Annotated in this window: 11 protein-coding genes, 1 tRNA gene and 1 pseudogene; 4 read left to right on the top strand and 9 right to left on the bottom strand. The window is 59.8% G+C overall.

What is annotated here, in order from left to right; genetic code table 11:
* Positions 1-7 precede the first annotated feature (7 nt).
* The 3 genes and pseudogenes from BISU_RS09000 to BISU_RS08990 all read right to left on the bottom strand — a co-directional run bounded on the left by BISU_RS09000 (position 8) and on the right by BISU_RS08990 (position 3961).
* The gene (locus BISU_RS09000; RefSeq protein WP_024464511.1) at positions 8-322 is read right to left on the bottom strand and encodes a hypothetical protein; all 315 of its coding nucleotides are present in this window, start codon (positions 320-322) and stop codon (positions 8-10) included.
* Positions 323-486: 164 nt separating this feature from the next.
* Positions 487-2394, bottom strand: a pseudogene (locus BISU_RS08995) (helix-turn-helix transcriptional regulator); the annotation flags it as partial.
* A 139-nt stretch (positions 2395-2533) separates the two neighbouring features.
* On the bottom strand, positions 2534-3961 hold the full coding sequence (locus BISU_RS08990; protein ID WP_024464509.1) for a UTP--glucose-1-phosphate uridylyltransferase: 1428 nt from the start codon (positions 3959-3961) through the stop codon (positions 2534-2536).
* Positions 3962-4152: 191 nt separating this feature from the next.
* On the opposite strand from BISU_RS08990, the gene BISU_RS08985 reads away from it, so the two are divergent.
* Both BISU_RS08985 and BISU_RS08980 read left to right on the top strand, forming a co-directional pair.
* Complete coding sequence (locus tag BISU_RS08985; protein WP_024464508.1) at positions 4153-4482, top strand: PadR family transcriptional regulator; 330 nt, start codon at positions 4153-4155, stop codon at positions 4480-4482.
* Entirely contained in the window at positions 4482-5720 is a 1239-nt protein-coding gene (locus tag BISU_RS08980; RefSeq protein WP_024464507.1) for a permease prefix domain 1-containing protein, read from the top strand. Before BISU_RS08985 ends, BISU_RS08980 begins: the two co-directional genes overlap by 1 nt.
* 16 nt (positions 5721-5736) lie before the next feature.
* On the opposite strand, the gene BISU_RS08975 is transcribed toward BISU_RS08980, so the two are convergent.
* The 3 genes from BISU_RS08975 to BISU_RS08965 form a co-directional block, all read right to left on the bottom strand.
* Positions 5737-6672: an NAD-dependent epimerase/dehydratase family protein gene (locus tag BISU_RS08975; RefSeq protein ID WP_024464506.1), complete on the bottom strand. Its 936-nt coding sequence runs from the start codon at positions 6670-6672 to the stop codon at positions 5737-5739.
* Positions 6673-6776: 104 nt separating this feature from the next.
* Positions 6777-7475, bottom strand: a complete 699-nt coding sequence (locus BISU_RS08970) for a type 1 glutamine amidotransferase domain-containing protein (RefSeq protein ID WP_024464505.1) — start codon at positions 7473-7475, stop codon at positions 6777-6779.
* Between the two features lie 227 nt (positions 7476-7702).
* Positions 7703-8242, bottom strand: a complete 540-nt coding sequence (locus tag BISU_RS08965) for a TetR/AcrR family transcriptional regulator (RefSeq protein ID WP_081672829.1) — start codon at positions 8240-8242, stop codon at positions 7703-7705.
* Positions 8243-8819: 577 nt separating this feature from the next.
* Between BISU_RS08965 and BISU_RS08960 the strand changes: the two genes are divergently transcribed.
* A tRNA-Pro gene (locus BISU_RS08960) sits at positions 8820-8893 on the top strand.
* Positions 8894-9510: 617 nt separating this feature from the next.
* Here BISU_RS08960 and der read toward each other — a convergent pair.
* Together der and BISU_RS08950 are read right to left on the bottom strand one after the other, a co-directional pair.
* Entirely contained in the window at positions 9511-11640 is a 2130-nt protein-coding gene (der, locus tag BISU_RS08955; RefSeq protein WP_024464503.1) for a bifunctional cytidylate kinase/GTPase Der, read from the bottom strand.
* The gene (locus BISU_RS08950; RefSeq protein WP_024464502.1) at positions 11637-12410 is read right to left on the bottom strand and encodes a pseudouridine synthase; all 774 of its coding nucleotides are present in this window, start codon (positions 12408-12410) and stop codon (positions 11637-11639) included. Before BISU_RS08950 ends, der begins: the two co-directional genes overlap by 4 nt.
* Before the next feature lie 197 nt (positions 12411-12607).
* On the opposite strand from BISU_RS08950, the gene BISU_RS08945 reads away from it, so the two are divergent.
* Positions 12608-13624 (top strand): MIP/aquaporin family protein, encoded by a 1017-nt coding sequence (locus BISU_RS08945; protein ID WP_024464501.1) that lies wholly within the window; start codon positions 12608-12610, stop codon positions 13622-13624.
* Here the strand turns inward: BISU_RS08945 and BISU_RS08940 are convergent.
* Positions 13541-13828, bottom strand: coding sequence for a hypothetical protein (locus BISU_RS08940; RefSeq protein ID WP_024464500.1), 288 nt, complete (start codon positions 13826-13828; stop codon positions 13541-13543). The genes BISU_RS08945 and BISU_RS08940 overlap by 84 nt on opposite strands.
* Positions 13829-13943: the final 115 nt, after the last annotated feature.

Genomic DNA, 13943 nt, shown 5'->3' with positions numbered 1-13943 from the left:
GGCTGTCTCACTGATTGAACTGCCGCCATTGCGCCCATTGCTCAGCGTGACGATCATGCCTGCGCATGCGACGCCTGACGACATCCGCATGCGCCTCGGCGTACCGATCCCCCGCATGGCGCAGGGGCTGGGTGAATATGGGCGGCTCGTTGCCCTGCGGCTGATCATCGTCCTCTGCCGCAGCAATCCGGTCTGTGACTGTCGAACCCATATCGGAGACCACGCGGAATGCTCTGAACGCGTGCATGGCCACATAGGCCGCACCGATAATCAGCATGGCCAGCATGAACAGCGCCAGCAGCAACCAGATCCACCATGGCATGAGCAGCTCCCTGTCTTCTTTAATCAGTTCGATGACACAGCGTTCGATGACGCAGCGTTCAATTCAGTGTCAACTGTCGCGTCAGCGCCGGATGCTTGGGCGTCAGGCCCCGTGACAGCGCCGGTCTCCTGACTGTTCGGAGTCTGAGCATCCCCGGATTCGACGTCATTATGCGCAACGCTGAGCTCCCGCTCGGCGCGGGCGATGATCATGGAACGCAGCGTCTCGGGGGCGACTGCCGTGATGTGCCGGGCATGCGCGATGCAGAATGCCACGAACCAGGAGTCGGAGGACACGGTCAGATGCACCTTCTCCCCTTTCCCGCACGGCTCCACCGTCGCATCGGACAGCGTCGTGATGAACGGCAGCTGCTGCTGATCGGTGATGAACACTGCGGCGGTGCCGTTGTCGAAGCTCCATTTGCGCAGCTCGCTGACAGGCACGTCGGGCACGTCCACCGGTGCGCTCGGCGCAACGATCTCCGCGTGGTCGATGCGTGAAAGTCTGAGCACCTGCCAGATGCGGGGCTGGCCGGTCACCTTGTTGATCGTCGTGTCCTTGGCCACCAGTCGGCGTTTGTCGTCCGGCGTGGCGGCTTCGACATCGGTCCAGACGGCCACGTAGTACACGCCCTCATCCACGTAGATCTTCGCCGGCGCGACGAGCTTGCGGCGCGTGCGGCCTGCGCCGTCCGTGTATTCCATATCCAGCAGCGAGTCGGTGGAAATCGCGCGGTTGACGACGGTGAAGCTGCGCGGCTCCATCTCGTATCCGGTCAGACTCAGCCATGGCGTCTGGCCGGGCACGACATGCTGGCGCAGACGCATGTACAGGGACTGGGCCTGCTCGTGCTGTGCGTCGGGCAGCAGCGGCGAATGCGCGAGATAGCTCACCGATGCGGTCAGCATGCTCAGATACTGCTGCGAGATGCCAGCCAGACGTTCGAGACCCAGCGAGTTCGTCGCCGACACGATGCCCTCGGAGTCCAGCAGCGACCAGTCGATGTCGAAGAACTGGCTGCCGGCCATCTCGCCATCGTCGGAAACCGTCGTCAGCGTGTTGATGTCCTTGCGGATGACCGCGACAAACTTCTTGAGCTCCTCCGGCGACTTGGGCGTGCCGATGAAGCGTTCGGCGAGTTCGGCGAGCGAGAATTCCTCGCCCAGATGGGCCGAAAGAAACAGCATCAGCCGCAGCCGTCGATCGACTTCGCTGCCGGTCTGGAAGGAAGAAGGACTTTTCTTCTGAGCGTCTTTCCGTGTCTCGGGATCCTCGGTCTCGTCGTCCCTGCGGCTGATGGTGCCGGGAACGACCGTCGCGCTTGCGCCGTTCTTCGTCTCGTCGGCGAGCTGGAATTGGGTTGCGGCGTGCAGGCGCCGGTTCAGCGCATCCACTGCCTCTTTGGGACTGACGACATAGGCGCCCGGGTGCTCGAGCACGAAGGTAGCCAGATCGTCAGAATCCGCATAGGCGACATTCAGGTGCTCGCCATCGACATCGACCGTGGCGGCGAAGCGACGCGAATCGATCACCTTGACCAGATCGTCGGGAATCGTCTGCGTGCCGAGTCCGGGCGCTATCGAATCGAGTCCGAGTCCTGGAATCGGGGTCTGCGGCACGCGCGGGGCAGTGCGCGAAGCATGCTGCTCCTCCTGATGCGATGCGGATGAGGAGATCGACATCGACCGGGCCAGATAGTTCGCCGCGGCCAGTACCGGCAGATCCTCCTGTTCGAAGCGCAGGCGGACGCGCGGCTCGTCGCCGAGCTGCAGCCGGTACGAGGCGAAATCCTGCCCCTCGGACTTCGAGGAGTATTCAGGCTGGCGCGATTCGATGGCAATGCCCATGGCGGCCAGTTTCGCGCGGTCGCGCTGGAATTGCTTCGCGAACGCCGCCTTGGCGGCCTGATCGCCCAGCTCGCCGTATGAATCGGCATACGCCTTCACACGCTGCGCGATCTGGCGTGACGTGAGCCATTGGGGGAACGCGGATGACAATACGGCCAGCACATCCAATTCGTGCTTGCCCCATTTGTCGGAAAAACGTCGCCTTCCGTTGCTGCCCTCTGCCATTGGTCCTCGCGTATCGTTATTGTCTTCGTAATAGTGCGCGATATGAATGCGCACTTCTCTCTATACTAGATGCCTTTGCGCGGTTTACGGCACCAATTTGGCAAAATCGTTCGTTTTCTTTGTTAGGCTGAATTGCCTCTCACACCCAGTCATCGGGCTCAATGCCTTGTGGCCCAACGTATTCGCCGTTCGGCACATAGCTCGGCCTGCCATTGTCCGCAAGGGTTGCGTCCGAATACATGACCACGTTTTGGCCGAAGGTCCAGTCGCCTTTGATCGTTACCGAGTTGGCAGCGGCCAGGGATGGCACGGAGTACGGGAAGCGCTCATTGAAATCATTGATGTTCTTGTAGTACTGCTCATCGAGATCGACGCTGGGGAAGATGTAGTTGCCGTCCTCCATCTCGTAGGAGTCGGTCAGATGGAAACGGTCGGATCGCATGATGAACAGGTCGTTGGTCGTCTTCACCGGCAGGAAGCGCATGCGATCGACCTGCACGCAGATGGCTCCGTCGAATACGCCGATGGCCGCTCCCATGGCGGTTTCCAGCTGCATGACCTTGGTGGAATCGGGATCGGTCGGGTCCACGGTCTTCTCGTTGCGAATCACCGGCAACGGCAGCACGCCGTCGTATTCGGCCAGTTTTTCCTTCAGCGCGTCGATGCGAACCCAAATGCTGTTCGTGTTGAAGTACGGATGTTTGGCGATATCCTGCGCGGCGGACTTGTCGTCAGGATGCACCTGGCTCATTTCGCGCAGCATGAGCTGCCCTGTCTTCCTGTCGCGCACGATATGCCCGCCCTTGCGGTCCGCGTAGGTGCGGGTCGCGACTTCGACCATGAACGGAGCGCCGGTGTTTTCGAAGTGCTGCGCCAACGTGCGTGAAGGCCGCGCCCCGAGATTGTCGGAGTTGGAGATGAACAGGTAGGCAAAGCCTTGCTCCTGCAGGGTATCGAGCAACCCGGATTCCCAGATTGTCGAGAACAGATCGCCGTGACCCGGCGGGCACCATTCCAGCTCCGGATTCGCCGGGAAGCTCGCCGGCTTGCCGCTTTCGATCTCGATTTTAGGCTCTTGGTGCTGAACGACCTCCATGGGGATGTCATCCTGGACGAACTTGGGGTTGCGCTCCAAGACCTTCATCGTATCGGCCGAAGTGCGGAAGGAGTTCATGAAGGTCAGCGGCAGCGGCACGTTAAGGCGGGCGCGGGCGGTGAGCACCTGCCCGATGATGATGTCGATGAAGCGCATCTGCCGAGCCTTGTGGCGACGCACCGGCAGCAGCGATTTGGCGCTGTCCAGACCCATCGAGGTCCCCAGCCCGCCGTTGAGCTTGAGAAAAGCCGTCTTCTCGAAGGCCCCGACCGCCTTGTCGTGATCGATCGTTTCGTATACGTCGTGGAAGCTGGGCACATCGTCAAGCGGCTCGACGTCGGACTCGCGAATCCAGCTGGTGTCCTCCTCGCCGCGCCACACGTCGTACAGCCTTTTGAACTGTGCAATAGCCGTTTCGCTCATATCCTGGCTGCGCATCTTTGCGGCCGATTCGTCGAAGACATCCGTCATGGTTGTCGCCTTTCCATACGTAGGTTTACGAATCAATTCCACTCATTCTAGCCGCTTCGCGCGGCAAAGGCATCCCCGCGACATGTCCGCTCGCATTTATTGCATATACTACTTCATACGTAGTATACTGTACATACTATGTGAATGGGAGTGATTCCTATTTGCTGTACCTCGGCCGGAAAGGATACGTCATGATAAGCGCCGATGCCCTTCGCGGTTATATCGACATCATGCTGCTGTCGATACTGCGCCGCGAATCCTCCTACGCCTATGACATGGCGAAGGAGATCTCGCGCCAGGCTGAGGGGTCGTACTCGATCAAGCAAACCACGCTGTATTCGGCGCTCAAGCGCCTCGAAGGCACGGGGCACGTCGAATCGTTCCCCGGTCAATCGAAATCCGGAAAGCCCAGAACCTACTACCGACTCACCGACGCAGGCCGCGAGCTGCTGGCCGCCAAATGCGAGGAGTGGGAGCAAACAAAAGCCCTTGTCGACCGCTTCGTGAAAGGAATCGTCTGATGAATATCCTCGACAACTATTTGGACACCATGTTCTCTCGTTATCCGCTGACCCCCAGAACCCAAGAGGCGAAGCGGGAGCTGCGGGCCATGATGGAGGACGCCTACAACGGTGCGCTCGCTGCCGGCCACTCCAGAAATGAGGCCATAGGGCAGGCTATATCCGAATTCGGCAACTTAGAAGAGATCGCGCCCGCTTTGGGGCTGGTGGATACCGAACCGGCGTTCGCGAGGTCCCGAGATTTTCATGAGAGCACCGGCTTTCAGGAAAATACAGCTTTGCGTGAGAACACGGATTTGAACGAAAGCGCAGGCGCCCCCGAAGACTCAGACGCACCTTCTGCTGCCGCCGCGAATGTCTCGTACGCGGCACGGCAGACCGCTCCGCATGGCAGAGCCGGCGCATCTGCCCATGGCAAAGCACCTGCTTCGGCATATCCCGTGCCCGAGAAGCGTTCCATCACCATGGCGCAGGCGCGGAACTACATTGCCGCGATGAAAAGATCCCGTTGGCTGCTGGGAATCGGCGTTGCGCTGATCGTACTCGGCGCGGCTCCGTTCCTTGGACTGGCGACCGCATACGGCAGCGTCGGAGGAACGCGCGAAAATCTCAGCTTGCTGCTTGGATTCGCGTTGAGTCTACTGCTGATTGGCGTAGGCGTTGGCCTGCTGGTGTATCGAAGCCAGCAGCTTTCGCCCTTCAGGCGTATCACTTCGGGACTTGACCGTTGCACTCCCGAAATAGCAGCCTACGCGAACGCTGAGCAGCAGCAGCAGGAGTCGTCGAAGCGTACGCTGGCTCTGGTCATCGCGGTGATGCTGTGGATCGTCTCCGCGCTTCCGCTTATCGGCGCGGGAATCTTCACGCAGAACTGGGCGCAGGCCCAAGCCGATCCGTTGCTGGGTTTGGGGATGGCTCTTACGCTGGCTTTCGTCAGTCTTGGTCTGCTGGTTTTCCTCCCTGCCAATTGGATGGATTCCGCGCAGGTGCACCTGACGCAGACCTCGCCCGAAGCGATCGCCGAACGGGATTACGACGAGGATTCGGCTCACTATCCCGTATGGGTGAGGGCGATTTACGCCGGATTCTGGCTGATTGTCACAGGCATCTATCTGGCATGGAGCTTCATCACCGGAGATTGGGATTTCACCTGGATCATCTGGCCGGTTTCGGCGATCGCCTTCGGCGCCTTCGCGGCGATCACCGGAACCATCTACTCTTCGCGCGAGAGAGAATAGCAGAACCGCCTCACGCTTAGGCTTTATTGCCGGATCGGCTCAGCAGCTGCGTGATGCCCTCGCGGTAGGTGGTGATGGGAAAATCCGGGAACCGCGTCTGGAATTTGGTGGAGTCGAAGATGTTGTCCTGCCGGTAGCGCGGCAGCAGCTCTTCGATCTCCTTGACCGTCGGATTCATCCACCCGCCGATGCCGAACGCCCACCTCGGCACGGTCGTGTAGCCGACGCTGCGGCCGGTGACTTCCGAAGCTATTTCGATCATCTGCCGATAGTTCAGCCGTTCGTGGTCGACCGGCAGATGCCAGGTCTGCCCATAGGCGTCGGGCGTGTTGCCGATAAGCGCCATCGCATGGCTGGCGTCAGGCGTCCAGATCAGCGTCCGCTTGGCGTGGGCGCTGATTGGCACGAAGGGGCGTTTATGCTGCGCGATGCGACCCAGCACCATGGAATTTGTCACGCTCTGGGTCTTGCCCGGGCCATAGAACTCCGGAGCGCGGCAGATTACGGCCTCGATTCGGCCCGCAGTCATCTCATCGAGCATCATTGTCGCAAGCTGCGCTCGCACGCGTGCCTTACGTCCGACCGGCTCGAAATGCATGTCTTCGGTTTGCATTTCCGCAGTGCGCGGGTACATGTAGGTGTTGTCGAAGAAGACGAGCTTGGTGCCATGCTTTTCGCAGGCCGCGATCGCATTCGCCATCATGGTCGGGAATTTCTCCTCCCACATGCCTGAATTCGCGGGCAAGCCCACCGTGAGATACGCGATTTCGCTGCCCGCTACGGCTTTGTCAGTGGCCTGGGCGTCCATGAGGTCGGCGGATACGAGTTGATCGGTGTCGTGCACCTTGCGCGGGTGCTTGCTGACCAAGCGGATGTCGTGCGTGTGATTGCGATACAGTTCGCGGGTGAGCTCGTCGGCGATCTGGCCGCCTGCGCCGAGAATGGTTTGCATATGCGTATGTCCTTGCGTGCGTTTTGGTTGGGTTTGGGGTTGGATTGCGTACTGGTTGAAGATAGGTGGCTGAAAGTACGCGGCTGAAGATACGTGCGGCCGATTCAGCCCAGCAGTTCAGCGACCTTGGTAGTGGTCTCCTTGGCCGAGCCGGGGTTCTGGCCGGTGACGAGCTTGCCGTCGACAACCGCGTTCGAGACAAACGGCAGCAACGCCCTCGAATAGTTGGCACCGAGCTCCTTCATGCAATCCTCGACGTTATAGGGCACGAGCTTGTCCACGCGGGCGAGGATTTCCTCGCGCCAGGAGAACCCGGTGATATTGCGGCCTGCGACAAGATAGCTGCCGTTGGAAAGCTTCGTTTCCAATAAGCCGCAGTAGCCGTGGCAGACCGCGGAAACGACTCCCCCGTTCTCGTAGATGTCGCGAGTAATATGCTGCAAACCTTCGCTGCCGGGGAAATCGAACATCACAGCGTGGCCGCCGGTGAAGAATATCGCATCATAATCCGCCGCATTGATATCCTCCGGACTGGCTGTGTGCTCCAGCAGCGCCATTCTCTTGGGATCGTTATGCCATGCTTTCGCGGATTTGTCGTAGTTGGGGAATTTCAGCGAACGCGGTTCCAGCGGCGACTTGCCGCCAGCCGGGCTCACGATGGTCTGCTCGTAGCCGTGCTTCTCGAAGATGTCATAGGCATGGGTCAGCTCGGACAGCCACAGCTCAGTCGGATGCGATGGGTCGACGTCGTAGTGGCTGACGTTGGTGACGACGAGTAGTACTTTCTTGGCGTTCTTGCTCATCGGATGCTCGATTCTGTGTGATTGGAAGTACTGTAATTGGGGTTTGCGATGTGGTTGGGTGCTGTGTGGTTGAGGTTTACCGCGTGGTTGGCTGTCCTGTGCGCGGCTGCACCGTGTTCAGCTTCGGTGTGGTTGGAGTCTGTGGCGTTCGATGCTGCACGGTCAGATTCAATATGATCGGATTTTGCGATGCGGGCGTTGACAATGTTGCGCTTGGCATGATTGGATTACGCTTGATTGGCTCTGCGGCTATTGGTCTTAGCGCGAGTGACTGGCGGGAAAACCGCAGCGAAAGCCGCGCGTACCCGCTCATCGATTTTCTCAGGGTCAGCGTTCGGCAGCTTGCCGTCAAGGTGGAGGAAGGCGAGCCCGTGCGCGAGCGACCATCCCGCCGTGGCGAGTGCGTCGGGTTCGGATTGCGGGAAAACCCGCGCCATCACTTCCCTGAGATAGCCGCGTAGCGCAGCGGCCGCGCGTACCCGCTCGTCGTTCTGGTCGTCGCATGGCTGCCCGAACATCAGATGGAACAGCGCCGGGCGTCGCATCGCGAACCGCACATAGCGCACCGCGACCTCACCTATGTCTTCTGCTGTGGTCGGTGGCTCGCGATCGGCAGTCAGCTCGCGCATGAGCTCCTGCAAGCCGTGGACAGCCAACGCCGATTCAAGCTCCTCGCGGTCGGCGAAATGCCGATACGGCGCAGCGGTTGACACCCCGGCATCTCGGGCCAGCGCCCGCAGCGAAAACGGCTCGCCACTTTCAAGCATCTGCAACGCTGAACGAATCAGCGTTTCGCGCAAATCGCTGTGCTGCCTCGTCGTAGATGTATCCGTAGCGCACCTCCTCTGTGGTGTTGAGTGCTGCCATGTTGTTAGCAGTGCTAACTATGTAAGCACTGCTAACAGTAACACATGAGATACCGACGTCAAACCAGACTTTCAGCTCGCAGCGAGAGTGCGGGTGGCGAAAAATAGTTTTCTGTTGCCACATTGCGTCTGAGACCATAGTGCAATCAAATCAATACCTAATGCATATCTATATGATGTAAGCTAAATGTCTTTATTTCGTTCAATGAGGGGAACGGAATTCCTATCCTCGCCAAGAATGGCGGAAGATCAACGAAATGAAATGCACGAGATGGCTTGAAAACCTCACTGAATGCAAATACTCCCATTTCCCGCATTGCGTGAGGTTTCATTGACCCAGATAATGGAATCCTAATCATGTGAGCCGCCACCAACGTCAAGAGATACCGCCGCATATGGAATTTACCGGCTCGACCACACCGTGTCGCCAAAAGTCAGGGGATGTGGTAGATTATCTCCTTGGTGCTTACACACCGTTCGGGCTGTAGCGCAGTTTGGTAGCGCACCTGACTGGGGGTCAGGGGGTCGCAGGTTCAAATCCTGTCAGCCCGACAAAATGTTGGGTCCCTTGTTCAAACTTGCGCCATCGCGGACATGCTTTGAAATATGCACGATTATGCGAAGCGACTCTTCAGCCTTGCATTATCCCCTAGGGCGCAGGAATGGGGGTATATCAGCCTTGTGTGTAGCGTTAATCCGGCCTTGCGGAGATCTATCTGCATTATGTGAGGCGCTATTTCTTGGAAAACCATGTATCGGGTGGCAAGAAACCGCCGTTTTCAAGCAGCAATACTCGGGGTGCCATGGGATTAGCGCCTCACATAACGCAGATAGACCTCCGCAGCACCCTGATAACGCCTCACATAAGCGAGATGCCGAATTACAAACTCCAAATGAGCAAACTTCAACGGGCAAACGCCATCGAGCGAGGCGATTCATCCCACGATCGCATTATTGCCTCCGCTAACGTGCACCTAACCTACCTCCCCACAAATCAGTTGTGGACGTCATCACAATGAATGGTGATGACGGCCACAACACAAGGGCAACCAGTAGGTAGGTACCAACGAATCAGACCACGACGCTGCCCCATAGATCAGCCATTTTGAGTCATAGCTCCAAACCAAGGCTCCATGAGATGCGAGCCAAAACACATAAAGTCGGATCGACTACTTGCGCTTGCGCTTCTCTCGGATGTGCACGGAGACCTGAATCGGCGTGCCTTGGAAGCCGAACTCCTCGCGCAGCGAGCGCTCGATGAAGCGGCGATAGCCGTGTTCGAGGAATCCGGTGGCGAAGATCACGAAGCGCGGCGGGCGGGTCGAGGCTTGCGTGGCGAAGAGGACGCGGGCCTGTTTGCCGCCGCGCAGCGGGTGCGGGTGCGCGGACTGGATGCGGCCGAGGAAGGCGTTGAGCTTGCCGGTGGGGATGCGTTTGTCCCATGATTCGAGTGCGGTGCGCATGGCCTTGGCCAGCCGGTTGGAATGCCAGCCGGTCTTCGCGGAGAGATTGACCCGCTCGGCCCAGGTGACGCGGTCGAATTCCGTGTTCCAGAGCCGTTCGAGGCGCTGCCGGTCGAATTCGTCGAGCACATCCCATTTGTTGAACACCAGCACGATTGCGCGCCCGGCGTCCACAGCCTGGCTCATGACCTTGAGATCCTGATCCGCAATGGGCTGCGAGGCGTCGAACAGCACCAGGGCCAGCTCGCTGCGTTCGATGGCCGCCTGCGTGCGCAGCGAGGAATAGTATTCCGCGCCCGAAAGCTTGTGCGCGCGCCGTTTGATGCCGGCGGTGTCGATGAACAGCCAGTCCTCGCCGTCGATGTCGACGACCTCGTCAATCGGGTCGCGAGTCGTGCCGGCCAGCTCGTTGACGACCGCACGCTCCTGCTGCGCCAACTGATTGAGCAGCGAGGATTTGCCCACGTTCGGGCGGCCTACCAAGGCCACCCGCCGCAGATTGCTGGGAGTAAGGAATCCGGAGGTCTTGTCGGCCTTCTTGAGCGCCTCGATGGCCACATCAAGCAGGTCGCCGACGCCGCGGCCGTGCATGGCCGAAATCGCGTACGGCTCCCCCATGCCAAGCTTCCAGAACTCGGCGGACATGTATTCGCCGGCAGCATCATCGATTTTGTTGACGGCCAGCACCACGGGCTTGCCTGATTCGCGCAGCAGTTTCACGATGCGCTGGTCGGTGTCAGTCAGGCCAACCTGCGCATCGACCACGAATACGACGGCGTCACTGAGCTGGACAGCGACCTGCGCCTGCGAGGCAATCGCCGATTCGATGCCTTCGACATCGGCCTCCCAGCCGCCGGTGTCGACCAGCTTGAAATCGTTGCCGGCCCATTCGGCGTCGTAGCTCACGCGGTCGCGGGTCACGCCGGGCGTGTCCTCCACGACGGCGACGCGGCGGCCGAGGATGCGGTTGACCAGCGTGGACTTGCCGACATTCGGGCGCCCCACCACGGCCAGCACGCCCACTGGCTTGGGACCGGACTGTCGGCTGGCTCCTGCGATGCGATCGGCGTCCAGCAGCGACTGGTCCTCGTCATCAAGTTCGTAGCCTTCAAGATTCGCAGCGTACTGGCGGTATTCCTGCTCTTCGATCGCCTGTTCGACCAGTGCGATCAGCGCATCCAGAGTCTGCTCGAAAGTCAGATCCGAATTGTCGAGCGTGCTCACGCCTTCGGCTGCGCTCAGGAAGCTCGTCACCTTCGAATCCGCCTTGTCTCGGGCGGCGACGTTCTCCGCGCCGACGCCCTGCACGCTCTGTCCGGCACGACGCGCCTGACGCACCTCTTCACGCGCGGTAAGCAGCACGCGCACTTCGGCGTCGGGCGAGACGACCGTGGTGATGTCACGGCCTTCGGCGACGACTCCTGCGCCTTTCGAATAGGAATCGGGCGAGCCTTCGCGTTCGATGAACGACCGCTGCGCGGCGATAAGCACGTGCCGCACCGGGATGATGCCTGATACCGCCGAAACATGCGAGGAAACTTCGGAGGATCGAATCTCCTCGCTGATATCAACGTTATCAGCGAAAACCTTGGGGTCGTCCGGGTCGACGCTCAAATCGAAGTGGTCTTCGGTAAAGAAGTCCCCCACCGCCTGCGTGATCGTCTGCTCGTCGACCTGCTCGGCATCAAGATCGATGCCTTGGCGCAAGCACCACCAGGCGCAGGCACGGTACATCGCGCCGGTGTCGAGATAAGCGAACGAGAAATAGCTGGCCAAGGCCTTGGAAACCGAGGATTTGCCTACCCCTGCAGGGCCGTCAATGGCTACACGGATCACAGACCCACCTCCTTCGACAGGGAACGCACCTCGGGCTGCGAGAGCACGCGGTAGGTTCCGGGCTTCAAGTCGCCGAGCTTGATCGGGCCGATCTGCGTGCGCACCAGGCGCTTGACAGGGAAGCCGATAGCGCCGAAGATGCGGCGGACGATGCGGTTCTTGCCCGAATGCAGTACCACCTTGACGATGGTCGATTCGCGGCTGCCGTCGATGATGGCGCAATGGTCGAGCATGATCAGCCCGTCGTCGAGCTGCACGCCCTGCGATACGAGTCGCCGGCACACATTGCCGCCGATCTTGCCTTCCAGCGTGGCGATATAGGTCTTCTCCACCTCGTACTTGGGATGCATGACGTGCTGGCTCAGCTCCCCGTCATTGGTCATGAGAATCAGACCCTCGGAATCATAGTCCAGCCGTCCCATGTGGAAGATGCGCTCGTACTTGTCGCCCACGATGTCGCTCAAGGTGAAGCGCCCTTTGGGATCGTCCATGGTGCTGAGCACCTTCTTGGGCTTGTTGAGCGCCAACGTGACATGCCGGCCGTCGATGCGCACGCGCGAGCCATCGACGCGTATCTGCTGATGCGTGGGGTCGACTCGGGTGCCGAGCTCGGTGACCAGTTCGCCGTCTACCTCGACACGGCCTTCCTGAATGATTTCCTCGCATTTGCGGCGCGATCCGAATCCGGCCTGCGCGAGCAGTTTCTGCAGCCGGATTCCGTCGTTGTCAGTGGTGTGCGCCTTTTCGGCGCGTGAATATGCGTTTGGCATCGTTCTCCCAACGTGGCCTGTCGGCAGCGCGTTCGCGCCGTCGTATTCGTATGTTCTTTGGCGACATCAGAGATTTCGGACTGCCGCAACCTTTCTATTATAGCGCATCGTAAGGAAACACCCCGGAGATGCTGGTACGATGGCAGTCGTCCGGCGGACATCGGCCCGCATATATATAAGAGGTACAAAGGAATATTATGACCCAATTCGAATCGGAGAAGGAAAGTGCGCCCAACGGCGAAGAGGGGGCCGCTGCGAAGACGACGACCCATGCCGATGCGTCTGAGAACGCGAATAATCTGAATTCCGCACCACTGAATTCCACGCCACTGTGGCTGCGCGTGGGCGCGGAGCTGCTCGGCAGCTTCCTGGTCTGCTTCGTCATCTACATGGCCTATACGCTGCCGACGGCGCTCTATAGCCCTAATCTGGCGTTCATCGCCATCGCCACGGGACTCGCCTACGCCATCGTGACATTCATCTTCGGGCGCATCTCCGGCGGCCAGTTCAATCCCGCCGTCACCATCGCCGCCATGCTTACTTCGAAGACCCAGCTGGTCGACGGTCTGCTCTACATCATCGCGCAAGTGCTGGGCGGCATCGCAGCGGGAGCGGTGTTCAAAAGCGTGCTCCCGGTTTCGCAGAGCCTGCCGATCAAGCTTTGGCTCACCTATGCGGCCAACGGATTCGAATCCGGATCGGTTTCCTCCACCGCGCTCAAGGGCGCCGGGGCAAGCTTCAGCATCACCTTGGCGATTCTCGTCGAGGTCGTCGCCGGCATTCTGATCGTCGCCGCCGCCATGTCGACGCTCGGCAAGGATGGAAATGCCACATCCCGCCAGCCTTGGGCCATGGGACTCGCCTACGGCGCAGGCGCCGCGTTCACCTACCCGGTCACGGGCGCAGCGCTTAACCCGGCCCGTGCCACCGGCGTCGCGATTGTCGCACAGAACCAAGGCCTGACGCAGGAGCCGCTGCAGCAGCTTTGGGTGTTCTGGATCGTACCGGTGCTTGCGGCGGCGCTGGTCGCGCTCATCTTGGTCGCGCAGGAGCTGTTCGCCAAAACCGCTACGCCTGCTGCTGTTGCCGAACCAGAAGCGGTTGAGGTGGATGCAGCTGCCGATGAGAACTCAGTAGAGCAGTCTGATGCTGATGTACGTGACGAGCAGGCCGATTCCCAAGGCAATGCCGATGAAGGAATCGAAAGCAACTGAACGTACTTTCCACGGGCTGCGTTCGCGCAGCACCAACCGGAGTGATCCGGTGATGATGGCCGCCATAGCGAGAACCGCTGTGGCGGCCATCATGTATCCGAGCATTGCGCATATGGCGCTGAGCGCCACGGTGGCAGCAACCGCCCATTCGAAGGCGGGCTTGCCTTCGTGGTCCTCCGAGACCGGGGGGTGCTTGCCGTTCATGATGAATGCTCCTTGCATCTATATCGATGTGCCCACACTGTGCCTACGTGTAATGCCGTGCCGTTTTCGATTGCATACGGTCTGATTGCACATAGTACAAGTCCGTGCGAACCAA

The sequence above is a fragment of the Bifidobacterium subtile genome (genome assembly GCF_000741775.1).
In the GTDB taxonomy this organism is placed as follows: Bacteria; Actinomycetota; Actinomycetes; order Actinomycetales; family Bifidobacteriaceae; genus Bifidobacterium; species Bifidobacterium subtile.
Note: the sequence above shows the minus strand (reverse complement) of the source record. Positions and strands in the feature narration are given on the sequence as shown.